This is a genomic window from Bradyrhizobium sp. AZCC 2230 (assembly GCF_036924495.1).
Lineage (GTDB): Bacteria > Pseudomonadota > Alphaproteobacteria > Rhizobiales > Xanthobacteraceae > Bradyrhizobium > Bradyrhizobium rifense.
The window spans coordinates 8,891,888-8,917,231 of sequence record NZ_JAZHRS010000001.1; the positions used below are offsets into that span (position 1 = coordinate 8,891,888).

Here is a 25,344-nt window from a genome sequence, read left to right on the forward strand (position 1 = left end):
GCAACTCGGCAGGCTGATGGTGAAAGCAAATCGTGTGGCGACCGCTAGTCGGGCCGGACCATTTCGAACATGGTGTCGGCGGTCATCTCGAAATAGTCGCCGCGCCGGCCGGCGCGCGCGATCGGGCGTGCGAGCTCGGTGAGATAGACACCGTCCCTGATGAATGCCTTGTCGATATGGACGGCGACGACTTCGCCGAGCGTCAGCCAAGCCGCCGCTGGTTCACCCGTCGTACCCTTGAGCTGGATGATGTCCGTGACCTTGCACTCGAACGACACCGGGCTTTCCGCCACGCGCGGCACGCTGACGAACCGGCTCGGCGCTCGCGTCAGTCCGGCAATCGCGAACTCGTCGACTTCGCGACCGACATGGAGAGCGGTCGTGTTCATCTGCCGCGCCAGATCCATGGTCGCGAGATTCCAGCAGAACTCGCCGGTGTCCTGGACGTTCGCAACCGTGTCCTTCCAGCCGGTCGAAGAGAAGCCGACCAGCGCCGGCGTGTAGCAAAAGGCGTTGAAGAAGCTGTACGGCGCGAGGTTGACGTTCCCCTTCGCATCGCGCGAGGAGATCCAGCCGATCGGCCGCGGCGCCACGATGGCATTGAAGGGATCGTGCTTCAGCCCGTGCCCCTTCGCCGGTTCGTAGAAGTGGATATCCTGCGACGCTGCGGGCTTTCCCTTCGACTCCATGGTTTACATGTCCTGCCAGAATTGATCGTAGCTGGGCTTGCGCCGCTCATCGAAGGATCGCAATCCCTCGCGCCATTCGGCGGGCGGAACATCCTCGGGCGAGGACAGCACGCGCGCCCAATCCATCTCGCCGTGATGGGCGAGGTTGCGCTTTGCGGCAGCGATGGCGCCCGGTGGCGCCGACTGCACGATGCCGATCGCGAGATCGATCGCGCTGGACAGGACGTCAGCCGTGGGGACCACGCGATTGGCCAATCCCCAGTCGACGGCCTCGGCTGCGCTCAGCCGGCGGCGGGTCAATATCAGCTCAGCCGCACGCCTCGTGCCCACCACATGGTGCAGGCGCGCCAGCGCGGTGTTGGGGATGACGCCATGCCCCAATTCCGGGAGAGTGACATAGCTCTCCGTTCCTATCACCACGAGATCGCAGGAGAGCGTTAGCTCAAATCCACCGCCGAGAGCCCCGCCCTGAACTGCCGCGATGGTCGGACGCGTCTCCTCGGCCAGGGCGCGAAACAGCAGAGCGGGATCGGTCGGATCGTGAGCGCCACTCATCCATCCGGCTTTCAGATCGTCGATGTTGGCGCCCGCGCAGAACACCGGACCATTGGCCGCGATCACGATGGCTCGTGCCTTCTCGGCGCGAGACCGCTCGATCAGTTCGCGCAGCATTGTGACCGATGCCCTGGACAGGGCATTGCGTCGCTGCGTGTCGTTCAACGTGAGGACGGCGATGTCGCCGTGGCGGCTGTAAAGCACCGGCATGGTCAGGCTCCCGCTGAACCGAAGGAATCGCCGAGGAGGTGTCGCCCGATGTCGTCCGGAACGGCATGTGGCTTGCCCGCCTGGAGCAGCACGCAGGACGCGGTGGCGGAAGCGACGCACGTCCCGGCGCGGAAAACGCCTTGCAGGACCTCGAAAGACGAACGGCCGATATAAGTGACCGTCGAGCCGATATTGATCTCGCCTGGATAGAAAATCTCGGCATGGAATTCGATGGTCAGCCGCCCGACCACGACGTTGAGCCCATCCATCAGGCGGCTGATCGCGGGATCCGCAAACAGATCCATGCGGCCGCCTTCCAGAAAGCTGGCGATCGCAGCATTGTTGACGTGTCGGAACTGATCCGTATCTGCGTTGCGCAGCTTCTCCAGACTCCAGAACCGGAAGTGCTCCGGCGTCAGCCGTGGCGTCGAAGGGGTGCGCGAAACCGGAGCCTCGTTCATTCGACGCTCCTTCACTCGCGCGGGCGGGAGTGCTCGGTGGCCTCGTGCTCGATCCGATAATAGATCTCCTCGGCCATAGGCTGACGCATTTCCTCGATGATGTGCCCGACGAGTCCGACCGCGCGAGCCGCCACGGCGAGGCCGCGGCACATCTTCCAGGACAGCTTGAACTCCGAGGCAATCGCTGCCATCGCGCCGGTGACGTTGAGGGGGAGCGGCCGGCCGTATTGCTTGCTTGCCTCCGCGCCGATGTTCTCCATCAGCTCGACGTAGCGACCGGCAAAGCCGGTTTCGTGCGCGACCTTGAACAGGGCCGGTGTGCGCGGATCGATCGGTTTGTGGAAGGGATGGCCGACGCCCGGAATGATCTCACGCCGGCTCCGGTGAGCGCTGACGATGTCGGTCGCGAGCTGCTTCAGATCGACGGACGCCTGCGGGTCGGGCAGCGCTTCCTGGAGCATCTTCGCGGCATTGTCCAGCGAACCGACGAACACCGAGCCGAGTCCCAGCAGTCCCGCGGCGACCGAAGCCTGCACGGCCTCCGGCGCGCCGCAATAGGTCATGCGCGTGGCGAGCGACGAGGGCGTGATGCCATGCTCCACCAGGATCACCATCATGGCGTTGAACATGCGCGCCTCGTTGGCGCTTGGAAGACGCGCGAAGATCTCGAGGAACGCCATCTGTCCGAAATCGACGACGCCGACGATCTCGGTGCAGAGGTCGAGCCCGTGGACCTTGATCTGCGTCGGGGTCGCCCAGGCGATGTCGGATTTGATCTCTTGCCGTTTCATGTCAACCTCGTCAGGTGATGGGAGTGGAGCTGAGGAGTTGGGAGGCATGCTCCCTCAGAGCCGCCTTGCGAATCTTGATGCCGTTCGGACCGTCGATGACCGGAAACGCGTCGATCTGGACGATGCGGCGCGGGACCTTGTAGTTGGCAATGCCTTCGCGGCAGTAGGCGAGCAGGTCGGTCTCGCCGAGCTGGCGATCGGCGCGAACAAAGGCCACCGCAACGTCGCCTTCGCCCTCGATGCGTACGCCAACGACCTGAGCAGCCGAGATGTCCGGATGCCGGCAGAGAAACGTCTCGATCTCGCTGGGGTCGACCAGATAGCCGCGCAGGCGCAGTCCGTCTCCGATGCGCGACAGGAAAACGAAGGCGTCCTGCTCCGCATAGGCGAAATCGCCGGTTCGATACCAGCCGTCGGAGGTGAACGACCGCGCGGTTGCAGCCTCGTTATTCAAATAGCCGGGCATCACATTGTAGCCCCGGATCTGCAACTCACCGGTCGCGCCGGGCGCCACCGGCGTTGCGCTATCGAGCTCGACGATGCGAAACGCCATCTCGCCGGACAGCAACCGACCGCCGGGCAGCGACCTGGCCTCGATCGGTTCGGAAGGCGAGCGCGCGGCCATCAGAGCAAAACCTTCGGACGAGCCGTATACGCTAACAAGGCGCAGTCCCCATTTGTCTTCTGCCGTTCTCATCACCCGATCGGTCAGGCCAGCAAAATCGGCAAAGCCTCCGGCGCGCAGCGTCGAGAGTTTCGCGGCGGGCACGTTGAAGACGGCATCGAGCAGGCCGTCGGAGCCGAACACATGGGTCGCTTCGCGCCGCTCGATCGCCGCGGCGGCTTCGCCGGCCTTGAAGACCGGCAGAAGAATGCAGGCCCCGCCACCCGCCAGCGTCGCGATGGCCTGGACAAATCCCAGGACGCCGTAGAGCGGCAATGCACACAGCGTCTTGTCACCGGGATGGATGTCGAACGCCGAAGCGACGGTGTGGGCGTGGGTGCGGCAGCCATGCTGCTCGTGAGCGGCAAGCTTCGGCGCGCCGGTCGTCCCGGACGTGCCGAACGTGCACAGCAGATCCTGTGGCCGGCCAACGGCTTCAACATGACCATCGGCACCCGCATGGAATCGGGTCGGATCGGCGATCTCGATGACGTGCCCAAGCGTGGGTACCTCGCTCTGGATGTCGCGCACGATCTGCGCGAAGGCCACATCGAGGAAGTTGGTTGCTGCCACGACGGCTTTGGCGCGGGACAACGTGATGACATGAAGCGCTTCGGCGCGCCGGTATCGCGTGCTGATCGGAACGACCAAGATCCCCTGATGCGCGGCGGCAAACAGGAATTGCAGCCAGGTCGGGCCGTCCGGGAGCCAGAGCGCGATCACGTCCCCGCGCGTCAAGCCGAGGCTGTTCAGAAAGACGGCGGCGCGGTTCGAGGCCTGGGTCAGATCCCTGCGCGTGGCGACATAGTCGCCGAGATAGATCGCCGGCGCGTCGGCATGGTCATCGAGCAGCCCGAAAAAGGGGCTTGGCGCTCCACTCATTGTGATCCCCTGAGTCAGTTGGAAAGAGCCTGACGAGCGATTTGAATCCGCTGCATCTCGGATGTGCCTTCGCCCAGTCGGAACGCGCGGGCATCCCGATAGAAACGCTCGATGGGGAGCTCACACATGTAGCCCATCCCGCCGAAGATCTGGAGGCTGCGATCGACCACGCGGCATCCCATCTCGCTGGCGTACAGCTTGGCCCTGGACACCGCGATCCGCGAGGTCGGATCTTCCTGGTCGCACAACGCGGCAGCGCGATAGATCAGCGCCCGGGTCGCTTCGATCTCGACATCGTTGTCGGCAATCATGAACTGGATGGCCTGATGGCCCGCAAGCTGCGAGCCGAAGGCGCGGCGCTCCTTCGCGTAGGCGACGGACATGTCATGTGCGCGCTGCGCCAGTCCCAGCGACCGGCAGGCAGAAAGAATTCTGTCGTGGTTGATCGAGGCCATCATGACCAGAAAGCCGTCGCCGGGGCGGCCGAGCACATCGGCATCCGGAACGAAGCAATTCTCGAGCGAGAAGCCGTTCAGGTGATAGCCGTGCCACCCCATTTTCTTGTAGCGCGTCATGCCGACCAGTCCCGGATTGGTGCGCTTGACGATGAACGTGGTCAGCCGCCCCTTGAGCGAGGCGGAAGCATCGGTCACGGCCAGCACGATCACGTAGTCGCAGGTCTCGACGTTCGAGATGAACTGCTTCGCGCCCTCGAGGCGCCAGCCGCCCTCGACTTTCACCGCCTTGGTGCGGATCGCGCCCAGATCCGAGCCCGCATCCGGTTCGGTGAGGGCGTAGGTCATTGTCACGCAGCCGGACACGAGATCGGGAAGAATGCGGCCGCGCTGCTCCTCGTTGAGGTGGACCAGCGAGAGCGGCAGGAAACCGACCACCTCGGACAGTGGAACGGAGGTGTGTGTGACCTCTTCCAGGATGCCGACCTGCGCCGCGACCGGAAGGCCGTAACCGCCGAGTTCGGGCGGAAGGTTGAAGCCGTAGATCCCGAGCTCCGAGGCTTCGCTGCGCAGCTTGGCCAGCAGGTCGGGAGGCACGTTGTCGTCGGTCTCGATCTGCTGTTCGAGCGGCTCAAGGCGGTTGCGGACAAAGCCCCGCACCGTCTGGCGGAGCATCGTCATTTCATGCGAGGCGATGTCAATCATGGAAATCTCCGAAAACGATTTCGTAAACAGCCTAGACGCCGGCGAACTCCTGTGTCAAGTGTTGGCGGCAAGAGGCTTGAATGAAGCAGCGGACCAACATCGTAGAACTCGCCCGGCATCTGGGGCTGGCCGTGTCGACGGTCTCGAAGGCCATCAATGACCGCGGCGACGTGAGCGATGCGACGAAGCGGCGCGTGCTGGAAGCGGCGGAAAAGTTTGGCTTTTCACCGGATCCGGCGGGGCGGCGCCTGCGCACGCAAACGTCGGAGACGATCGGCTTCGTGCTGTCGCCGCCGCAGACCCATTTCGCGCATCCGTTCTTCCTCGATCTGCTGATGGGGATTGATCAGAATCTCAGTCAGACCCCGTTTCAGCTCATCATCGTCGCGGGACGCACGCTCGAGACCGAGCTCGATAGCTTCCGCCGCCTGGTCGAACGGCAGCGGGTCGACGGCGTGATGTTCGGCCGCACGCGCCGCGACGACCCCCGGATCCGCTATCTCCAGGAGCGCAACGTGCCTTTTGTGGCGCTGGGGCGAAGCGAGACCGGCAAGCCCTTTCCTTTCGTGGATATCGACCGGACGGTCGCTGGCCGCAACGGAACTGCGCGTTTCATAGGGTTTGGACATCGCCGGATCGGGCTCTTGAGTACGCCCGGATATCTCATGATCAGCCACCTTCTGCAGGAAGGGTATCGCGCGGCATTGAAAGCGGCGAAGCTGCCATTCGATGCTGATCTCGTGGTCGAAACCAGCACGAGTGAGGAAGGCGGGCTTGCCGGCGCCCGCCAGCTCCTCTCCTTGAGTGAGCCGCCGACGGCAATCATGTGCGGTCACGACCTGATTGCCACCGGCGCGATGCAGGCGATCCAAGAGACGGGCAGGCGCCCGGGCATCGATGTTCCCGTCATCGGGTGCGACAATCACCCGCTTGGGCCTTATTTGAATCCGCCCCTGACCACGTTCTCGGCGCCGACCTTCGAGGCCGGGCGCCGGATGGTCGACTTGCTTCTTGCCCTGATGGATGGCCGTTCGCCCAAGGAATTGCAGGAAATCTGGTCGCCCGAGCTGATTCTGCGCTCCTCCCACGGCAGCCAATTGGTCGCAGCCGGCGAAATCTGAAAGCCGGCATCTCTCGCTTGACAAGCCGCGCTGGCCAGACCTAGATTACGAAATCGTTTTCGTAAATCGGGAGTTTACGATGTGGCCTCTGCGGAAAGTCGCAGTTCTTGCGTTTTCGATGCTTCTCGCGGTCGCCGGGCAGGCGTCCGCCGAGGATCTTCGCATCGGAGCAATCTTCCCCCTGAGCGGCGCGAACGCCGATTACGGCGATCTCTACATGGGGGCGACCGAGCTTGCGGTCTCCCACCTCAACGACGCCAAGACTCTCGGCGGCAAGCTGTCGATCGCCTACGAGGACAGTCAGGCGCTGCCGCAGCAGGGCGTGATCGCCATGAACAAGCTCGTGAACGTTGAGAAAGTGAGCTACGTGCTCTCCGCGTTCACCGGGGTGTCCAAGGCCATCTCCACGACGGCGGCGCGAAGTCATACGGTTGCCGTCAATGGCGGTGGGGTCGGGCCCGACCTTGCCGAGCTCGGCGAGTATTTCTGGAACGTCATCCCGCTCGCCAATTTCGAGGTGCGGGCCATGGCGCCCTACCTCGTCCAGAAGCGGGGATTGAAGCGGTTTGTCCTCGTCTATGTCGACGATCCGCTCGGCCAGTCGATCAAGCGCGAGCTCGAAGCCAGCCTGCCTCCGCTCGGTGCGACGCTTGCCGAGGCGCTGTCCGTGCCGTCGAATGCCCAGCAGTTCAGCGGGGTCGCGGCGCGGGTGCGCGATGCCAAGCCGGACGTCGTCTACATCGCCTCGTTCGGCGCGCAGCAATCGCAGATCATCAAGCAACTGCGCGACAACGGCGTCACGCAGCAGCTCGCCAGCTATTCGGGCTTTGCGATTCCCGCCATCGCCAGCCTTCCCGAGGCCAAGGGGGCGCTATTCACGACGCAGCGGATCGACTGGAATTCGGACGATCCGGTGACCAAGCGCTTCACGCGGGAATACCAGGCCAAGACCAACAGAGCGCCGACGGCCTACGCCGCCAACTACTACAATGCCGTGATCCTCTACAGCACCCTGGCGTCGGCCCTGCAGAAGGCCGGCTTGCCGATCACGGGCGAGAACCTCCTGGCGAAGCGTCGTGAGATCGGAGCGTTCGATATGGTCGGCGGGCGCGTCACCTTCGAGAAGGACGGCACGATTCGCTCGGCGATGCAGATCAACGAAGTGGATGGCGAGCCCGCCATCGTCGAGACCGTAGCGGCCCACTAGCTCTGACGCCCGTGTGAGGACCCATGCTGCTTCTCCAGCTCATCATCAACGGAATCCAGGTCGGGGCGCTTTACGGCCTGACCGCGGTCGGCTTCTCGCTGATCTTCGGGGCCACGAAGATCTTCCACTTCGCTCATGGCGCGAGCTTCGCGATCAGCGCGTACATCTTCTACTATCTCTATGCGGTGCTCCTGGTCTGGTGGCCGATCGCGATCCTCGCCGCCTGCATCGTGGTCGTGGTGTTCGGGGTTGCTCTGGATCGTTTCGTCTATGGCCCGATCCAGAGCACCGACGGATCGTTCTTCACGATCTTCGTCGGCTCCTTCGGCGTTGCGGTCGTCATCCAGAACCTGATCGGCACCGTTTTCGGGCGCGGCTTCATTTCGGTGCCTTCGGTCTTGAGCAGGAGCGTCGAGCTGGTGCCCGGCCTCTACGTGGCTCCAACGGCTTGGATAGCCGTCGTCACCGCGGTGGCCTGCTTCGTCGCGCTCCAGCTATTTCTCGGCAGGACCAACATCGGGATCGCGCTCCGCGCGCTCTCCGAGAGTCCCGCGCTGGTGCGGACCTTTGGCCTGAACCCAAAGGCCGTGTCGACATGCGCGTTCGCGCTCGGCTCGGTGCTCGTCGTCCCCGCCGCGGTGCTCACCAGCATGACGTCGGGGTTGAATGCGGCGATCGGCGGTCGCGTCATGCTGCTCAGCGTCGCTGCCACCATCGTCGGCGGCGTCGGCAGCCTGCGCGGCGCGGCATGCGCCGGACTGTTGCTGGGCATCGCTGAGAACCTGGCGTTGTGGCGGTTCGATCCGCAGTGGAGCGAGGCCGTCACGTTCCTCATTCTGTTCGCGTTCATCGTGCTGCGTCCGTCGGGCTTCTTCGGCCGTGCCGTGACTAGCTGAAGGATTTGCATCGTGATTGCTTATCTCGTGAGCCTTGCAACGCTGGTCTGCATCAACGCCATCCTGGCGATCACCCTGAATTTCATCATGGGATATGCGGGCATCTTCTCGCTTGCCCATGCGGTGTTCTTCGGTGTCGGCGCGTATGTCGCCGCCTTCATTGCCTTGCAGTGGACGGATTCGCTGCTGCTTCAGTTGCCGGCCGCGATGCTCATCGCCGGCGTGATCTCTGCGGCGCTGGCGCTGCCGGCGTTTAGGGTGCGCGGCGACTACTTCGTGGCGGCCTCGCTCGGCTTCCAGGTCCTCGCCGCAACGGTGTTCTCGGAGTGGAAGTCGGTCACGGGCGGCATCGGCGGCCTCGTCGGCATCCCGCCGGCAAGCATCGCAGGATATTCCTTCAGCGATCCCGTCCAGTTCCTCGGCCTCGCCGGCGTGACATTGGCCTTAGTGGTCGTGCTGACCACGGCGATCGTTCGTTCGAGCTTCGGTCGCAGCCTCAAGGCCATCCGTGACAGCGAGTCGGCCGCGCTGGCGTTCGGCAAGAATGTCGCGCTGATCAAGACGCTCTCGGTGTTCTACTCGACCGCAATCTGCGCCGTGGCAGGCGTTCTCTATGCCGACTATCTCAGCTTCATCAACGTCGAGAGTTTCACCATCGATGCCTCGACGCTCTTCATGGCGATGGTGATCGTCGGCGGCATCGGAACGGTGTGGGGGCCGATCGTCGGCGCGGTTCTTCTCACGCTGCTGCCGGCCGCCTTGACCTATCTGCCGTTCCTGCCGCGCACCGAGATCGGGTCCGTGCAGCAGATGATCTATGGGCTGGCGATGGTGCTCCTGATGATCTTCAAGCCGGACGGCCTGATGGGCGCAAAGCAAGGGGAGGCGTGAGGTGCTGCAAGTGTCGAAATCGCCAGTGCCCCCGCCGACGCTTCTCGAGATCGCCAATCTCACCAAGAGCTTCGATGGCGTGAAAGCGGTCGAGGATGTCTCGCTGAATCTGCGCGAAGGGATCATCACCACGCTGGTCGGCCCGAACGGGGCCGGCAAGACCACGCTCTTCAACCTGATCACCGGACATCTGCGGCCGACCTCGGGCGACATCCGCTGGCAGGGTGAATCGATCGTCGGCACCGCGCCGTGGAAGATCGCGCGTCTCGGCGTCGCCCGGACTTTCCAGGATCTGCGCCTGTTCTCCCACATGACCGTGTTCGAGAACGTCCTCACGGTGATGGAAAAGAGCGCCTGGTTCTGGCAGTCCGACGCGGGAAGCGGCGCGGAGCGGGACCTGCGCGTGCACGAAATCCTCGAGGCGACCGGGCTGTTGCACAAGGCCGGCGTGCGCGCGAACGATCTCGCTTATGCGGAGCGCAAGTTTCTCAGCATGGCGCGGATCATGGCCACCAAGGCTAGGATGTGGCTTCTCGACGAGCCGGCGTCGGGGCTCGATCCCAGGTCCTACGAACGCTTCGTGGCTCTGCTGCGCAGTGAGGTCCGTCGCGGCATCACGATCTGCATCATCGAGCACAACCTCGAGATCGTCGTGAGCATCTCCGACCGGATCAGCTTCCTCGATCAGGGCCGGCTCCTTGCCGACGGCGAGCCCGAGGAGATCCTCGGGAATCCGGAGCTGTCATCCATCTATTTCGGCGAGCGCAACTCATGACCGATGCTCTCATCAGCGTTGACAATCTCCGCGTCGGCTACGGCGGCCGCGTCGTGCTCGACAATGTCAGCCTTCAGATCCGCAAAAACGAGGTGCTTTGCCTCGTCGGCCACAACGGCGCCGGCAAATCGACACTGTTGAACGCGCTGTTCGGCGTGGTCTCCCGCCAGGGCGGCGAGATCTCGGTCGACGGCCAGCGCCTGCACCAGCCGGAGCCGAAGAAGATGGCGGCGCTGGGGATCGGCCTCGTGCCCGAGGGCCGCGGCATTTTTCCGGGCCTGACGGTCGACGAGATCTTCCGCCTCGCGATGTGGGCAACCGGCGTGCCGCAGCTGGAGCAGCCCGAGCGCATCGAGTGGGTGATGTCGATCCTGCCCCGCATCAAGACGTTCTACTCGCGCCGCGCGGGTACGTTGTCGGGCGGACAGCAGCAGATGGTCAGCATCGCACGCGCGCTTCTGAGCCGTCCCCGTTGCCTCCTGATGGACGAGCCGTCGATCGGACTGGCGCCAAAACTGTTCCAGGATCTGCTCCAGCCGATCCGGCAGCTCCAGCAGCAACTCGGACTGTCGATCCTGCTGGTCGAGCAGAACGTGAAGGAAGCGTTCAAGATATCCGATCGCGTCCTGGTGATGCGCTCCGGCGCGATCATCCACGAGACCTGTCCCGACGCATTGGCGGACAACAAGGTCCTCATGCAGTTCTACTGAACTGAAGGCAGACATCGAAGGCAGTACCATGCAGCAGAGTATCGTATTCGCAAACAGTGACCGGCTGCGTCCGCCTGCCGGTCATTATTCCCACACCTGCACCGCCGCCGGCCTCGTGTTCGTGTCCGGGCAGCTTCCGGTCGACGCGAACGGCAAGCCCATGAGCGACCAGCCGTTCGCGCGGCAAGCCGAACAAGTGCTCGCCAATGTTGAAGCCTGCCTGGAAGCTGCGGGGACCGACCGAAGCCGGCTGCTTCAGGTGCGCATCTTCGTGACCGACATGAACTTCTGGCCGGCCTTCAACCAGATCTATGCCGACTGGATCGGCGACGTCCGGCCAGCGAGGCTGGTCGCCGGTGTGGCGTCTCTGCATTTCGGATTGCTGCTGGAAATCGAAGCCGTCGCGCTCGCGCCGTCCTGAACGGCACCCCTTTCACGACAACTGACCGGCGAAAGAATGACATACGCTCTCAGGATCAATGGCACGCGGCATACCGTGGATGTCGACGGCGATACACCCCTGCTGTGGGTGCTTCGCGATGTCCTCAAGATGACCGGCACGAAATTCGGATGCGGGATGGCGCTGTGCGGCGCGTGCACCGTTCACATCGATGGTGTCGCGACCCGCTCGTGCATCACCACTGTCGACAGTATCGGCGACTCCGCGGTGACGACCATCGAAGCCGTGGGCCTCACCGCTGCTGGCCGCAAGGTCCAGGAAGCCTGGCTCGACCTCGACGTGGTCCAGTGCGGCTATTGCCAGTCGGGGCAGATCATGTCCGCCGCGGCGCTGCTGGCCAGCACGCCACATCCGACCGATGCAGAGATCAACGACGCCATGTCCGGCAATGTCTGCCGCTGCGGCACCTACAATCGTATTCGCGATGCCATCAAGCAGGCGGCGGAAGGAAAGCAGCCATGATTGAATTGGATGCCGAGCGACTGCCGGGGCCGGTCGCGCGCCGCTATCTGGCGCAGCTCTCGCGCCGAAGCTTGCTCAAGGTCGGCGCGAGCGCGCTGGGTGGTCTTGCCCTGACGGTCGCGCTGCCGTCGTTGTCGGAAGCCGCAGGCGAGGAGAGCGCTCCGGCTCTCAACGCGTTCGTCCGCATCGAGCCGGACGGTCGCGTACACCTGACCATCCCCAGCGTCGAGATGGGGCAGGGGATCTACACCGCCATGTCGATGCTGCTGGCGGAGGAGCTCGAGGTCGGACTCGATTCCGTCACGGTCGAACATGCGCCGCCGAACGATGCCCTCTACGCCAATCCGATTCCGATCCTGCGCCAGCAGACCACCGGTGCGTCGGCCTCCATTCGCGGCTTCTGGCGGCCGCTGAGGTTGGCGGGTGCTGCGGCGCGCCTGATGCTGGTCGCAGCAGCGGCGAAACAGTTGAACGTGGCCGCTTCGGCGTGCAGCGTGAGGAACGGTGTCGTCTTCGATCCCTCGGGAACGAAGTCGCTGCCCTATCGTGATCTGCTGCGGTCTGCGGCCTCCGAGAAGCCGCCGGCGCCTGATCAGATCAAGCTCAAGTCGCCCGAACAGTTCAAGTTGATCGGAACGTCGTCAAAGCGGATCGAGGCCTCGGACAAGGTCTCCGGTCGAACCCGGTTCGGCATCGACGTCATCCTGCCCGGCCTGAAAGTTGCGGCGCTCGCGATTTCGCCGGTGATGGGCGGTCGGCCGAAGGACGTGAACAAGGATGCCGCGCTCGCGACGAAGGGCGTACGCGAGGTCGTCACGATCGACCGGGCGGTGGCCATCGTTGCCGACCACATGGGTGCGGCGAAGAAAGGCCTGGCGGCTGCTGCGATCGCATGGGACGACGGCCCCCATGCGTCCGTTGACAGCAGGATGCTGGTCGAGCAGCTCAAGCGGGCCTCCGAAAGTCCCGGCGCCGTGGCGCGGAACGAGGGACATTTCGAAGCGGCGTTCGCCGGTGCCGCGCGGCGCATCGAGATGACCTACGAGCTTCCGTTCCTGGCACATGCGGCCATGGAGCCCATGAACTGCACCGTGCACGTCCGCAAGGATTCTTGCGAGATCTGGGTCGGGACGCAAATTCCGACCGTCTCGCAGGCCGCCGTCGCTGCCTTGCTTGGCATTTCCCAGGACGCCGTGGTCATTCACAACCAGTATATCGGCGGCGGCTTTGGCCGCCGGCTCGAGCCGGATGGCACGCTGCTCGCCGTCGAGATCGGCAAGCAGGTCGACGGTCCTGTCAAAGTGATCTGGAGTCGCGAAGAGGACATCCAGCACGACATCTTCCGTCCCTATTACTACGATCGGATCTCGGCCGGGCTCGATGTCGCGGGACAGCCGGTCGCCTGGCATCATCGGGTGTGCGGCTCTTCGATCATAGCGCGCGCCGTGCCCGCTCTGTTCAAGGACGGTCTCGATTTCGATGCCGTCGAGGGCGCCGCTGAGCCGCCCTATGCCCTGCCCAACATCCTGGTCGACTATGTCCGGGCCGAACCGCCCGGTGTCACGACCGGGTTCTGGCGCGGCGTCGGACCGGCGCACAATGTCTTCGTGGTCGAGAGTTTTGTGGATGAACTCGCCGCCGCGGCAGACAAGGATCCCGTCGACTATCGCAGGACTCTTCTCGGGCACAATCCTCGCGCTCTCGCCGTTCTGAACCTCGCGGCGGAGAAGGCCGGTTGGGGCAAGCCGATGCCCGCTGGAAAGGGCCGAGGCATCGCCGTCCAGTTCGCGTTCGGGAGCTATATGTCGCTCGTGGCCGACGTCGCCGTCGACGACAAGGGCACCGTCAAGGTGGAGCGTATCGTCTGCGCGGTGGATTGCGGCCTGCCGGTCAATCCGCTGATGATCGACGCGCAGGTGCAGAGCGGGACGATATTCGGCCTGACCGCGGCGCTGCGCGGGGCCATCACGTTCAAGGACGGGCGCGTCGAGCAATCCAACTTCGACAGCTATTTGCCGATGCGCATCGAGGAAATCCCACGCATCGAGACATACATCGTGCCGAGCACCGCCGAACCCGGCGGTCTTGGCGAGGCGGCAACCGCCATTGTGGCGCCGGCCGTGACGAATGCGATCTTTGCGGCAAGTGGGCGGCGCGTCAGCCGTTTGCCGATCGAAGCGACATGAGGCGAGGGCGACCAGCGCCAGCCATCTCCTGCCGCGCTGTGTGCGTGTCAGGTGGGGCGGCGCGCGCGCTTTTCCTTTGCAGCGGGCTTCGCGGTCGCGCGGCCTTTGCCCGGAGCCGCGGTCGATGCCTTGGCCGTGCCATCGTCGCCGGCCGCTTCGTCGTCGACCGGCTCGAGCGTCGTCAGCACATCGCGCAGGAGATGGGCGAGCGTCTGCTGCTGCCGGTCGTCGAGACATTCAAGCAGCTGCCGGGCCGTGGCGAAGTGCGGCTGGATCACCTGGTCGACCAAGGCGATCCCCTTCGGCGTGAGCTCCACCAGAACCGAACGGCGGTCGTCTGGCGCGGGACGCCGGACGATCAGGCCGGCTCGCTCAACGCGGTCGAGCCGGTTGGTCATGGCGCCAGAGGTCAAAAGACAGGCCTCGCTGAGCTCCGTCGGCCGCATGCGATAGGGCGCGCCGCGCCGGCGCAGCGACACGATCACGTCGAACGTCTCCCAATTCAATCCGTGAGGTTGGAGCCACAGCTCGAACCGGCGGCGCAGATGCTCGCTGATGCGCCAGATCCGGCCGACGGTCTCAAGGTGCGACACGTTGAGGTTCGGCCATTCGCGTGCCCATTCGCCGGCAAACTTGTCGATTGCGTCCCGCTTCACGTTCGACATTCCTTCATATAAAGTATCTTGATGTGGAGTATCTTTATGTGATACTTCTTGCCCAAGTCATAAAGCAACTGGCCGATGCGCTCAACAGGAGCGCTGCACAACAAGGAGGAAGGCGTGATGCTCACGAGGCGCTCCACCATTCTCGGCCTGCTCGGCACGGCCGCCATCCGACCATCGCGCGCTTTCGCGCAAGGCAGCGCGGCACCCATCAAGATCCGCGTCGCTTCGGTGATCTCGTCGGCCTGGCTTCCGCTCTGGGTCTCGAAGGACAAGGGCCTTTTCCTGGAAAAGGGGCTCGACGTCGAGATCATGACCGTCCAGAACCTCTCCACAACGATCGGCGCGCTCGGCCGTCAGCTCGACATTTCGGGAGCCACCGCGATCGATATCATCAAGGCGGCAGCGGGCGGCCTCGATGTCGCCGGCGTGTGCGGCAACACGCTGGAGACGGCGGCCAACCGGCAGATGCGGCTCATCGCCGGCAGTCAATCAGGCATCACCTCAATCGCCCAGCTGACCGGCAAGACGATCGGCACGCCCTCGATCAACGGTGTCGTCCATATCGCGACCTTGCTCGCGCTCAAGCGGGGCGGGGTGGATCCGAAAAACGTGCGCTTCGTCGAGATGATGTTCCCCAACATGGTGGACCAGCTCAAGGCGCAACGCGTCGACGCGGTCGAGGAAGTCGAGCCCTTCGTCAGCGCGCTCAACAAGGCGGGCCAAAACGACCTCGGCGATCCCATGCTCCAGGTCGGTGATCCCGTGACGCTGACCTGCTGGATGGCGAACGGCACCTGGGCCCGCGCCAATCCCGAGGTGATCGCGCGCTTCGTCGCCGCCCTTGAGGAGGCGCGCGCCTATATCGCAGGCTACGAGGTCGAAGCGCGCGAGATCCTCGCCAAATGGACCCGTCTGCCGAAAGAGGTGATCGAAAGCATCGTGCTGCCGACCTACAGCACGGCTCTGACGGCAAGGCACATCTCGGCGTGGATCGAGGCGATGCGGGAGACCGGGCAACTCTCCGCCGATTTGAACCCATCCAACCTCGTGCTGAAGTGACCCGGGACGACTGGCGGCGATCATGACAACCCAATCCAGTTTTCAGTGTGAGCGCCTTTGCATCGATCTGCCGGGCGCGCCGGGCGTTCGCCGCATCATCGAGGATCTCGATCTCGAGGTCAGACGGGGCGAGTTCGTCTCGATCCTCGGCGGCTCCGGCACCGGAAAGACCACCCTGCTGCGGACGCTGGCCGGGTTGACGCCCTACAGCTCCGGCCGCGCCGTCTACGAGGGACGCGAGGTTCGCTCCCCGGCGCCCGGCATGGCCATGGTGTTCCAGGACTACGGGCACGCTCTATTGATGTGGCGAACCGTGCGGAGAAACGTCGCGCTCGGCGTGGAAGGGCGCCTGCGCGACGCCGAGCTCGACAACAAGGTTCAGAATGCCATCCGCATGGTTGGCCTCGAACGCTTCAGGGATGAATATCCGTGGCGACTGTCGGGCGGCATGCAGCAGCGGGTGCAGATCGCCCGGGCGCTTGCCTTGGAGCCGAGCGCTCTGTTGATGGACGAGCCGTTCGGCGCGCTCGACGCCATGACGAAGGCCTCGCTTCAGGACCAGCTTCTGGCGGTCCAGGCCGAGACCGGCGCGACCGTGCTCTTTGTGACCCACGACATCGAGGAGGCGATCTATCTCAGCGATACGATCATTCTCCTGAAAGGCAGTCCGGCCCACATCGCCCGACGCATCAGTGTCGACCTGCCGCGGCCGCGCGACCAGATCGCGACAAAGGAGCTTCCCGAATATCTGCGGCTGCGTCATCAGCTCTACGAGGCGTTTCGCCATGAGATCCATGCTTAGACGCTTAAGCGGTGCGCTCAACGCACCGGCGTTCGCGACCGCCCTGGTCCTTCTGCTCGCGTGGGAAGTCGGCGTCAGGACGGCTGCGACCCGGTTCGAATTCCTGCCTCCCCCGACCGAGATTGGCCAGGCGCTCTATGGGGCGATCCGCTCCGGCCAGATCATCGCCGATTCCGTGCACACGGTCGCATGCGCCCTGGCCGGGTGGGCCATTGCAAGCGTGCTTGGCGCGGCCATCGGGCTCGCGCTCGCGTTTTCGCCCGTGGTCCATCGCTTCTTCGGCGCGTCCCTCGAGCTGCTCCGGCCCTTGCCGGCCGTTGCGTTCGTTCCGGTCGCGGTCCTGCTGTTCGGCTTCACCTTCACCACGGAAATCGCCGTGATCGTGTTCGCGAGCGTGTGGCCGGTCATCGTCAACGCCGTCGCCGGGGCAAAGGCGATCCACCCGAGGCTGCTCGATACGGCCGCGACGCTGCATCTGACGCGAACAGAGCGGCTCGGCAAGGTCATCCTTCCCGCGGTCTTGCCATCGACCATGGTCGGCGCCCGTGTCGCACTCGGGCTCGCACTCGTCGTCGCTGTCATCGCCGAGATGGTCGGCAATCCGGCCGGGCTCGGCTGGGGGCTGGTGACCGCGCAGGAAGCTCTCCAGCCCGGCCTGATGTTCGGCTATCTCGTTGCGACCGGTGCGCTCGGCGTTCTCCTCAACGCGTGCCTGCGACTGACATTCGCGCGGCTGTTTCCCGGTATTAGGGAGCTTCAGCAATCATGACGGCAACCAACGTGCCCGCACAGGTGGTCGCCGGTGGCAGAGGACGCCGCTGGGTTCTCCATGCGGCGGACAACGCTTGGTCGGCGCTGCAAGGATTGCTGCCGCTGATCGCCTTGCTGTTGCTCTGGCAGATACTGGGCGATCCGCGTTCGCCCTATTTTCCGCCTCCGTCGACATGGGCGGCGGCCCTGATCGACCGGACCAGCGCGGAAGATCTTCTTCCCGCGGTGCTGATGACGTTCCAGTCGGTCGCTGCCGCCCTTGTCCTTGCCACGGCACTGGGCGTCGGCATCGGCGGATTGATCGGCGCCTCGCCGGGTCTGGCGCGTTGTCTCGGCCCGACGCTGGAATTCCTGCGCACCTTGCCGCCACCCACCATCGTGCCGGTGGCGGCCTTGATCATCGGCGTCGATGAAAAGATGAAGCTGTTCGTGATCGTGTTTGCGGCGCTCTGGCCGGTTCTGCTCAACACCACCTCGGGCGTGCGGTCGCTGCATCCGACACTGCTCGAGGCCGCGCGATCCCTACAGCTCGGTGCGATCGCGCAGGTGACCAAGATTTTCCTGCCGGCGCTGCTGCCGTCGATCCTGACGGGCGTGCGCGTCGCCGCGCCGCTGGCGATCATCGTATCGCTGCTGGCGGAGATGCTGACACTGATGCCGGGGCTCGGCGCGCTGCTGCTGATGGCGCAGCGCAACTTCAACGCGGCCGAGGTCTTCGGCCTGCTGGCGGTCGTCGGCTCGTTCGGCTTCATCATCAACGCGGCGCTTGCCGCCTTCGAATCCTGGGCCTTGATGCCTCAGGGTCGGTCCTAGAGGAAACGTATCATGTCCATCGATTTCGAACGGAAGGGCGCCGTCGCCCTTGTCACGATCAACCGGCCCGACGCCATGAATGCCCTCGACGTCGAGCACGATCGCGCGCTCGCCGAAGCCTGGAAAGAGTTCGAGGCGGACGCGAGCTTGCTGGTCGCCGTCCTGACCGGTGCGGGTGGCCGTGCGTTCTGCTCCGGCGGCGATCTGAAGACGTATATGCCGTGGCGCCGCGAGCACGCCCTGCATGGTACGGACAGCACCATCAGTTTCGGCGGCATGACGCTGGTCGACGAGATTACCAAGCCGGTCATCGCGGCGATCCAAGGCCATTGCATCGCGGGCGGGCTTGAACTGGCGATGGCGTGCGACATTCGCGTCTGTACGCCGGATTCGCGGTTTGGCCTCGCCGAGGTGCGGTGGGGGGTGCTGCCGGGCGGCGGTGGCACCCAGCGGCTTCCGCGGCTTGTCCCGATGGGCTGCGCCCTCGAGATGATCCTGACCGGCGAGCCGATCGATGCGCAGCGCGCCGAGCGGATTGGCCTCGTGAACCGCGTGGTCGCGGCCGAGGCGCTGCTCGATACCGCCTTCGCGATGGCCAAGCGCATTGCGGCCAACGGGCCGCTTGCAGTCAGGGCCGCGAAACGGGCCGTTCAGTCCGGATTGGACGGCTCGCTGGAGGAGGGGCTGGTCCTCGAAGGCGCGCTGCAGAAGCAATTGCTCCAATCGGCCGATGCGGAAGAGGGGCTCCGTGCCTTCGCCGAACGACGGCCTCCGGCGTTTGCGACCGCCGCCGCCACACCAACCGAAAAGTAAACGACACCAAAGGAAAGGTACAGTCTCATGTCGACGTCACAGGACAGACCGCGATTTTCGCCGGCCCGCCGCGTCCCGCTCGGACCGAGTGGAGATCTGCTGTTTTTGTCGGGAAGCCTTTGCGTCGATGAGGACGCACGCGACAACATCGAGCTCCAGACCCGCCGGATATTCGAGCGCATCGCTCGCGTACTGGACAGACATGGCGCATCGCTGTCGGATATCGTGAAGACCACGGCCTTTCTGGCCGACCTAGCCGACTATGACGGCTTCAACCGGGCCCGCGTCGAAATATTCATGGACGCCAAGGAGCCGCCGGCCAGCACCGCCATCGGAGCCGGGTCGCTCCTTGGTGTCGGCACGCGCGTGGAGATCGAGACGGTGGCATTCGTGCCGTCGCGCTGACGCACCGAGACCGAGTCAGCATATCCGCCAAGGCCGTTTTCTTGCTGCTGGCTAACTGGACAGGTGGGTGTTGGTCAAGTAGGTCGAAAAGTCTGTTTTCTTTCAACGGGGATTGACTGACACTCTCTCCGCCCCACTGCCTGTCCAATAAACCAGTCGCCGTGCAAGCCGTAGGGCGCATCTTGCACAGCAAAGCTCAAGCCGCTTGAGGGCGGAGCGGGGCGGCTTCGCGATTTGAACGTGCGGAGGGCAGGGGATTATGGACGAGCTTTTCTCTGATTGGCTCCGATCGGACACTTATTGCTGGAGCTAGCTCAAACTTGCTGATGATGGATTGGACCGGGACATCTCGGAAAGTGAAGCACCATCAGCACTTAAGCCGCACCTCGATCGGTCATGTCGTACCAAATGTAGTACTGCTGCTGGTTCGGAACTCCGCGAGCAAGCGTTGTCGCGGGCGGGCGTCTGTCCTCCGGCTATAGCGTAGCGAGGCGTAGCCGAACGCGGCGGCAGTGACATGCGCCTGCGTCACCGCATGCAACGTTCTGCAGCGATCATTTTTGCTCGGAGCTTTAGCCTGCGCATGAGCGTAGGCGCGCAGCGAGTTCAAGAAACTCGCCTGGGGGGCTAAAAAGGAGAGGCGGTGCGGCGCCTAGGTCGTCAAGGCTGCCATTTCTTTTCTGGCGGCTTCGACTCTCGCATCAAGATATTTGGCTAGGTCCAGAAGGTGGATGCCTTTAGCGCATTTCTGGCTTGCTTCCATTCGCACTAGAGGGATCGCTATTTCACCTGCGCTGATCTTCTGCACCAGCTTGGTGGGATTCAGGTGTGAGAAGTAATCCCGGCACACGTCTTCAATCGGGATGATGGCCTTGCCACCGTACTGCGCCATCAAAAGGAATGGAGTGTTCAAGGCCAGATCTCAACCGATAGCTATTCTATCTAGCTTGAGAAGTTTCCGGCTTGTGAGATCTATTTCCATCGTCGGCGGAATTTGGCTTGCCTAGCGTAGTAAAAGGAGCGCTCGGCACGTGCGGCTCTCTGTATCGGCAAGTAGGTGCCGTAGCCGGTAAGGCCGCTCTCAGTCCGAAAAGTATTTGAATGTTTTATGGTGGGCCGGCAGGGCTCGCCCCTGTAACCAGACCGTTATGAGCAGCGGGATAACGATCGCGTCCGTTGTTTTTCCCGCACTTTCGGTCAGATTCGACCGTGTTCGTTGAGCATCGTGGCGGTAGTTTCTGGTGCGAAACTGGTGCGGCTTGTTCGCAAGCGAAATTGAGTTCAGATCGACGAGGGGCCGACCGCTCAACCTTTTACCTGTGGAACAGGAGGTCGGTGGTTCGAGCCCACCCAACTGTACCAGCGAAATCAATAACTTATTCTAGTCTTCGCGCGAAGCCAACGACCGCTAGCTACCATATATGCGGATTCCGATGATCTCGCCCGGGTGTACCGATTTGATCTCGCCCAGGATTCCGAGATGATCTCGCCCACCATTCCGATTTGATGTCGCCCGGGGCGCGAGGCGTTCTGGCTGTCTGGTTTCTGGCATCGGCGAAGCCGCGTGGTCAATCTTGAATCGCGGCTCGAAGGACTTGTTTTTTGCTGCTCCTGCTGTGGGCATGTGGGCAACGCCCTTCGCGTTGTCCAAGCGCAGCGGCATGTCCACAGGGCCACGGGCTCAGGCCTTTCGGCCGGGCTTACGGGTTCGCCGCAGGCTCTCGCCATTGAGATCGATCCGGTGGGCGTTATGGACCAGGCGGTCGAGAACGGCGTCGGCGTAGGTGGGGTCGCCGATTAGCGCGTGCCATTGATCGACGGGAAGCTGGCTGGTGACGATGGTGGAGCGGTGGCCGTAGCGGTCCTCGAGGATCTCCAGGAGGTCGTGGCGGGCCGCGGCGTCGAGCGGCTCGAGGCCCCAGTCGTCGAGGATGAGGAGATCGACGCGGCCGAGCGCGCGCAGCAGGCGGGGGTGGCGGCCGTCACCGCGCGCCAAGGCCAGATCGCTGAACAGTCGCGGGACGCGCTGATAGAGCACGGAGCGATTGTCGCGGCAGGCCTTGTTGCCGAGCGCTGAGGCGAGCCAGCTTTTGCCGACGCCGGAGGGCCCGCAGATCAGCAGGTTGGCGTGGTCATCGATCCAGCGGCCTTCGACCAGCATCGTCAGCAGGCTGCGGTCGAGGCCGCGTGGAGTGCGGTAGTCGATGTCTTCGACGCAGGCCTCCTGGCGCAGCTTGGCGTATTGCAGCCGCTTCGACAGCCGCTTGTCGCGTCGCAATGACGCTTCGCGTTCGAGCAGGAGCGCGAGCCATTCGGCGTGGCCGAGGCTTGCGGCGTCGCCGCCGGCTTCGATGTCGGCGAAGGCCTTGGCCATGCCGTGAAGGCCGAGCGCGTGGAGCTGATCGAGGGTCGGATGGGTAAGCAAGATGAGATCTCCTAATTGTAGTAGCGCGGCCCGCGGATGTTGGGATGAAGGATCGGCGCGTCGTCCGCGGAGCGCTTGGGTGAAGGACGCCGATCGAGATTGTTGGCGAGGATCGATTTGACCGAGCCGTAGGTGCGCGCGCCGATATCGATCGCCCGCATGGCGGCGGCATCGAGCCGCTCGTGCCCGTAGGATCGGGCGAGCCGGATGATGCCGAGACAGGCGCGGAAGCCCTGTTCCGGATGCGCGCGCTCGTCGAGGATCAGGTCGCACAGCGCCGCGGTCGCCGGCCCGATCGAGGCTGCGTCCTTGCGGATGCGCTCGATGGTCCAGCCGGCGTAGCGCCGATGACTGGATGCCATGTGCTCCGGCACGGTCGTGTGCTTGTGGTTGCCGCTCATGCGCTGATGCGCGGCGATCCGCTCACCCTTGTGGAATATCTCGACGGTGCGGGCCGTGAAGCGCACCTCGACCTCGGCGCGGACGAAGCGATGCGGAACGCTGTAATAATGCGCCTCGATCTCGACGTGATAATCGATGCTGACCCGGCAGATCCGCCACTCAGCGAACACGTAAGGGCTCTCCGGCAAGGCCTGGAGTGCCGGCCGGTCGATCTCCTCCAGCAGCTTGCGGCGAGTGACGCCGAGCCGCCGGATCGGCCGCTCCTCGTTGAGCCGGGTCATTAACTCGGCGATCGCCGCGTTGACCTCGGCGAGGCTGTGGAAGATCCGGTGGCGCAGCCGTCCGAGCAGCCAGCGCTCGACCATGAGGACCGCCTGCTCGACCTTGGCCTTGTCCCGTGGCCGTCGCGGCCTCGCCGGCAGAATGGCGGTGCCGTAATGCGCCGCCATATCGGCGTAGCTGCGGTTGATCTGCGGATCGTAGAGGCAGGCCTTGATCACCGCGACCTTGGTGTTGTCCGGCACCAGCAGTGCCGGCACGCCGCCGATCGCCTCGAAGGCGCCGACGTGCCCGCTGATCCAGTCGGCGAGGCCCTGCGTCCAGGTCGCCTGCGCGTAGGTGAAGCTCGATGCGCCGAGCACTGCGACGAAGATCTGCGCGGTGCGCCGTTCGCCGGTGAACCGGTCGATCACCACCGGCACGCCGTCGCCGGCATAGTCGACGAACAGCTTGTCGCCGGCCGCATGCGACTGGCGCATCGTCACCGACAGCCGGCCTTCCCAGGCCCGGTAGAGCTCGCAGAACCGCGAATAGCGATACCCGCCGGGTTCGCCCGCGATGTACTCCTCCCACACAATCGACAGCGTCACGTGCTTGCGCTTGAGCTCGCGATGCACCGCCGCCCAGTCCGGCTCGGCCTGCCGCCGATGGCCCCGCCGGGTGCCCGGACCGGCTCCGGCGCTGGCGAACAGCCGGGCCTCCAGCACCGTGTCGGTGACGTCGTCTGGCAACGGCCAGGTCAGCCCCGCCGCCTCGAACCGGCGGATCGTCAACCGCACCGTCGAAGGCGCCGTCCCCAACCGCCGCGCAATCTCGCGGGTCGGCATCCCGGCCGACTTCAATCTGATCACTTCGCGCACGTGGCGCATCGCAAGCCTCTCCGTCGGCATCCAGGTCCCCCTTCGCAAAGCCGAAAGGCGGGACCGTATCGGAGCCAGAAGAGGCCTCGTCACCCCGGGCGACATCATCCCGGAATGGTGGGCGAGATCATCTCGGAATGGTGGGCGACATCAAATCGGAACGGTGGGCGAGATCATTCCGGAAAGGTGGGCGACATCGAGCGGAATCAGCAACCATATAGCTACTGCAGCGAGGGAAACGCGGTCTTGTTCTAAAAGCAGCCATTCTTATGACGGTCACAGGTTCGAGTACCGTTTGCGACATCGCTCAACCTGATGAAATTGCTCCCGAGTCCTTGCGCGATTCGCGGTGTGATAACGTGGGAACGCAAGTCTGTCTCGACGACCGACGGCAAGCGAACCGCCGTCGTACCGGCTGATCGCGGCGGCATGTCAAGGTCAGCGTCCACCCGGTTCGCAATGCACTATCGGTAGCGAGCCAAAGACGCTCATGAAAAAGCAAGCCAGGCGAAAAAGATCGTGAGTTTCTTCGAGCGTTTAAAGACAGAAGCATCCGCTGAGTGGCGGGCCTACACCGAGCATCCCTTCACGAACGGATTGGCAGACGGCTCGCTCCCCGAAGCGGCGTTTCGTCACTACCTCGTTCAGGATTACCTGTTCCTCATCGAGTTTGCTCGCGCCTACGCGCTCTCGGTCTACAAATCGCCCAAGCTTGCCGACATGCGTGAAGCAGCAGCCGGCCTCTCGGCAATCCTTGATGTCGAGATGAACCTTCATGTGAAGATCTGTGCCGGTTGGGGTCTATCCCGGAGCGACCTTGAACAAACCCCTCCGGCGATCGAGATGCTGGCCTACACACGCTACGTGCTCGACGCTGGAATGCGCGGCGATCTGCTGGCACTCAAGGTGGCGCTTGCCCCCTGCGTGATCGGGTACGCGGAGATCGCAACGCGGCTTGCCTCGCGACCCGATGCGGACGCTGCGACGAACCCCTATCGCGTTTGGATCGCCGAGTATGCCGGCGTGCCATACCAGGAGGTCGCGGCGAAAGCGCGGGCGCACCTGGAGTGTCTCGCCGATCTCTACACCACGCCGGCCCGCGAGGCAGAGCTGATTGCGATCTTCAAGGAAGCCACCCGACTCGAGGCAGACTTCTGGGAGATGGGCTGGCGCGCGGGCCAGCGTGTTGAATAGCCCTTTGGCAATCGTCAGGCTCATAACCTGAATGGTCATAGGTTCAAATCCTATCCCCGCAACCATCTCAAATTGCGAGACCCCAGCCCTAGAGGCTGGGGTTTTCGTCTTGAGAACGACCGCCAGGATTCCGGCCAGGTCACCTCGGACATCGATCTTCAGTTCCCCGTCCCCGGGAGTGAGGATGATCTCCCTCACAAGAGAACGCAGAACCTCTCCGGCTTTCAGCCGGGTTGCCTCAGTATCAGCCTTCAGCGCCTCATGCAGAGCGCTGACCTGTTCTCGATAGAAACTTGCCATCTCGGGGTGCAGCAGGGGGGCGGTTCTTCCGCGTCAACCAATGCTTGCTCGAGTTCGGCCCTGCGGCTCTCAAGCTGAACCATCTTTGTGTTGATCTTATCTGCAGCGCCACCTTTGAGGATCAAGTTCAGCAGGGTATCGAGTTCGCGCTCTATCCGTTTGATCTCGGAGCGAGTCGCCTCGATCGACGCCGAGCCTTCCATCCGAAGACGGTTCATCTCGCGTGTGAATTCTTCGCAGAATTCCTTGAACAGAGCCGGGTCCATTAGGTGGCATCGTAGCGCGTTCGGGACGCGTGCCTCCAGTTGCTCGCGTTGAACTCCTCCGAATATCGCAGGTTCCCTTATTTCTTGCCGTCGAACAGCCCATGAGGTCGGCCGAGATCATAGCGTATCCGCCACCGCAGCATGCACATTTTATCAACCCCGAGAATAGG

The 25,344-nt window shown here is 63.8% G+C and carries 27 protein-coding genes and 1 tRNA gene; 17 read left to right on the top strand and 11 right to left on the bottom strand.

Annotation, left to right across the window (positions count from 1 at the left end; genetic code table 11):
• Positions 1–44: 44 nt before the first annotated feature.
• From V1280_RS42300 to V1280_RS42325, 6 genes are read right to left on the bottom strand one after another with little or no spacing between them, the layout of a single operon-like run.
• Positions 45–689, bottom strand: coding sequence for a flavin reductase family protein (locus V1280_RS42300; RefSeq protein WP_334536782.1), 645 nt, complete (start codon positions 687–689; stop codon positions 45–47).
• Positions 690–692: 3 nt separating this feature from the next.
• The gene (locus tag V1280_RS42305; RefSeq protein WP_334536784.1) at positions 693–1,454 is read right to left on the bottom strand and encodes an enoyl-CoA hydratase/isomerase family protein; all 762 of its coding nucleotides are present in this window, start codon (positions 1,452–1,454) and stop codon (positions 693–695) included.
• A 2-nt stretch (positions 1,455–1,456) separates the two neighbouring features.
• The gene (locus tag V1280_RS42310) at positions 1,457–1,915 is read right to left on the bottom strand and encodes an acyl-CoA thioesterase (protein WP_334536785.1); all 459 of its coding nucleotides are present in this window, start codon (positions 1,913–1,915) and stop codon (positions 1,457–1,459) included.
• 11 nt (positions 1,916–1,926) lie between these two features.
• On the bottom strand, positions 1,927–2,706 hold the full coding sequence (locus tag V1280_RS42315; RefSeq protein ID WP_334536786.1) for a citryl-CoA lyase: 780 nt from the start codon (positions 2,704–2,706) through the stop codon (positions 1,927–1,929).
• Between the two features lie 10 nt (positions 2,707–2,716).
• Positions 2,717–4,252, bottom strand: a complete 1,536-nt coding sequence (locus V1280_RS42320; protein ID WP_334536787.1) for an AMP-binding protein — start codon at positions 4,250–4,252, stop codon at positions 2,717–2,719.
• Between the two features lie 14 nt (positions 4,253–4,266).
• Positions 4,267–5,412 (bottom strand): acyl-CoA dehydrogenase family protein, encoded by a 1,146-nt coding sequence (locus V1280_RS42325; protein WP_334536788.1) that lies wholly within the window; start codon positions 5,410–5,412, stop codon positions 4,267–4,269.
• 80 nt (positions 5,413–5,492) lie between these two features.
• Between V1280_RS42325 and V1280_RS42330 the strand changes: the two genes are divergently transcribed.
• The 9 genes from V1280_RS42330 (at position 5,493) to V1280_RS42370 (ending at position 14,120) form a co-directional block, all read left to right on the top strand.
• Positions 5,493–6,533, top strand: coding sequence for a LacI family DNA-binding transcriptional regulator (locus tag V1280_RS42330; protein WP_334536789.1), 1,041 nt, complete (start codon positions 5,493–5,495; stop codon positions 6,531–6,533).
• A 79-nt stretch (positions 6,534–6,612) separates the two neighbouring features.
• Entirely contained in the window at positions 6,613–7,740 is a 1,128-nt protein-coding gene (locus V1280_RS42335) for an ABC transporter substrate-binding protein (RefSeq protein WP_334536791.1), read from the top strand.
• Positions 7,741–7,763: 23 nt separating this feature from the next.
• Positions 7,764–8,636 carry a branched-chain amino acid ABC transporter permease gene (locus V1280_RS42340; RefSeq protein ID WP_334536793.1) on the top strand — a complete coding sequence of 291 codons (873 nt, stop codon included), beginning with the start codon at positions 7,764–7,766 and terminating at the stop codon, positions 8,634–8,636.
• Positions 8,637–8,648: 12 nt separating this feature from the next.
• Positions 8,649–9,527: a branched-chain amino acid ABC transporter permease gene (locus V1280_RS42345; protein ID WP_334536794.1), complete on the top strand. Its 879-nt coding sequence runs from the start codon at positions 8,649–8,651 to the stop codon at positions 9,525–9,527.
• Position 9,528: 1 nt separating this feature from the next.
• Entirely contained in the window at positions 9,529–10,302 is a 774-nt protein-coding gene (locus V1280_RS42350; protein WP_334536796.1) for an ABC transporter ATP-binding protein, read from the top strand.
• Positions 10,299–11,012, top strand: a complete 714-nt coding sequence (locus V1280_RS42355) for an ABC transporter ATP-binding protein (RefSeq protein ID WP_334536797.1) — start codon at positions 10,299–10,301, stop codon at positions 11,010–11,012. The genes V1280_RS42350 and V1280_RS42355 overlap by 4 nt, the downstream gene beginning before the upstream one ends.
• Positions 11,013–11,040: 28 nt before the next feature.
• A complete protein-coding gene (locus V1280_RS42360; protein WP_334536799.1) occupies positions 11,041–11,433 on the top strand; it encodes a RidA family protein in 393 nt (130 codons plus the stop codon).
• A gap of 36 nt (positions 11,434–11,469) precedes the next feature.
• Entirely contained in the window at positions 11,470–11,934 is a 465-nt protein-coding gene (locus V1280_RS42365; protein WP_334536801.1) for a (2Fe-2S)-binding protein, read from the top strand.
• Positions 11,931–14,120 (top strand): xanthine dehydrogenase family protein molybdopterin-binding subunit, encoded by a 2,190-nt coding sequence (locus V1280_RS42370; protein ID WP_334536802.1) that lies wholly within the window; start codon positions 11,931–11,933, stop codon positions 14,118–14,120. Before V1280_RS42365 ends, V1280_RS42370 begins: the two co-directional genes overlap by 4 nt.
• Positions 14,121–14,167: 47 nt before the next feature.
• On the opposite strand, the gene V1280_RS42375 is transcribed toward V1280_RS42370, so the two are convergent.
• Positions 14,168–14,776 (bottom strand): MarR family winged helix-turn-helix transcriptional regulator, encoded by a 609-nt coding sequence (locus tag V1280_RS42375; RefSeq protein ID WP_334536803.1) that lies wholly within the window; start codon positions 14,774–14,776, stop codon positions 14,168–14,170.
• A 126-nt stretch (positions 14,777–14,902) separates the two neighbouring features.
• Here V1280_RS42375 and V1280_RS42380 point away from each other — a divergent pair, with 126 nt between their 5' ends.
• Genes V1280_RS42380 through V1280_RS42405 form a run of 6 tightly spaced genes read left to right on the top strand, consistent with a single transcriptional unit; the run spans position 14,903 to position 19,448 of the window.
• Positions 14,903–15,844, top strand: a complete 942-nt coding sequence (locus V1280_RS42380; RefSeq protein ID WP_334538570.1) for an ABC transporter substrate-binding protein — start codon at positions 14,903–14,905, stop codon at positions 15,842–15,844.
• A 22-nt stretch (positions 15,845–15,866) separates the two neighbouring features.
• A complete protein-coding gene (locus tag V1280_RS42385) occupies positions 15,867–16,646 on the top strand; it encodes an ABC transporter ATP-binding protein (protein WP_334536806.1) in 780 nt (259 codons plus the stop codon).
• A complete protein-coding gene (locus V1280_RS42390; RefSeq protein ID WP_334536808.1) occupies positions 16,639–17,415 on the top strand; it encodes an ABC transporter permease in 777 nt (258 codons plus the stop codon). The genes V1280_RS42385 and V1280_RS42390 overlap by 8 nt, the downstream gene beginning before the upstream one ends.
• Complete coding sequence (locus tag V1280_RS42395) at positions 17,412–18,230, top strand: ABC transporter permease (protein ID WP_334536810.1); 819 nt, start codon at positions 17,412–17,414, stop codon at positions 18,228–18,230. The genes V1280_RS42390 and V1280_RS42395 overlap by 4 nt, the downstream gene beginning before the upstream one ends.
• Positions 18,231–18,242: 12 nt before the next feature.
• A complete protein-coding gene (locus tag V1280_RS42400; RefSeq protein WP_334536812.1) occupies positions 18,243–19,043 on the top strand; it encodes an enoyl-CoA hydratase/isomerase family protein in 801 nt (266 codons plus the stop codon).
• 27 nt (positions 19,044–19,070) lie between these two features.
• Entirely contained in the window at positions 19,071–19,448 is a 378-nt protein-coding gene (locus V1280_RS42405) for a RidA family protein (protein WP_334536814.1), read from the top strand.
• A gap of 652 nt (positions 19,449–20,100) precedes the next feature.
• Here V1280_RS42405 and V1280_RS42410 read toward each other — a convergent pair.
• The 3 genes from V1280_RS42410 to istA all read right to left on the bottom strand — a co-directional run bounded on the left by V1280_RS42410 (position 20,101) and on the right by istA (position 23,423).
• Positions 20,101–20,361 (bottom strand): pyocin activator PrtN family protein, encoded by a 261-nt coding sequence (locus tag V1280_RS42410; protein ID WP_334536815.1) that lies wholly within the window; start codon positions 20,359–20,361, stop codon positions 20,101–20,103.
• A 768-nt stretch (positions 20,362–21,129) separates the two neighbouring features.
• The gene (gene istB / locus V1280_RS42415; protein ID WP_334518610.1) at positions 21,130–21,873 is read right to left on the bottom strand and encodes an IS21-like element helper ATPase IstB; all 744 of its coding nucleotides are present in this window, start codon (positions 21,871–21,873) and stop codon (positions 21,130–21,132) included.
• Positions 21,874–21,884: 11 nt separating this feature from the next.
• A complete protein-coding gene (gene istA / locus V1280_RS42420) occupies positions 21,885–23,423 on the bottom strand; it encodes an IS21 family transposase (protein WP_334538124.1) in 1,539 nt (512 codons plus the stop codon).
• 510 nt (positions 23,424–23,933) lie between these two features.
• On the opposite strand from istA, the gene tenA reads away from it, so the two are divergent.
• Both tenA and V1280_RS42430 read left to right on the top strand, forming a co-directional pair.
• On the top strand, positions 23,934–24,608 hold the full coding sequence (tenA, locus tag V1280_RS42425) for a thiaminase II (protein WP_334536816.1): 675 nt from the start codon (positions 23,934–23,936) through the stop codon (positions 24,606–24,608).
• Positions 24,587–24,673: transfer RNA gene (locus V1280_RS42430), tRNA-OTHER, on the top strand. The genes tenA and V1280_RS42430 overlap by 22 nt, the downstream gene beginning before the upstream one ends.
• Before the next feature lie 186 nt (positions 24,674–24,859).
• On the opposite strand, the gene V1280_RS42435 is transcribed toward V1280_RS42430, so the two are convergent.
• Entirely contained in the window at positions 24,860–25,174 is a 315-nt protein-coding gene (locus V1280_RS42435) for a hypothetical protein (protein WP_334538667.1), read from the bottom strand.
• Positions 25,175–25,344: the final 170 nt, after the last annotated feature.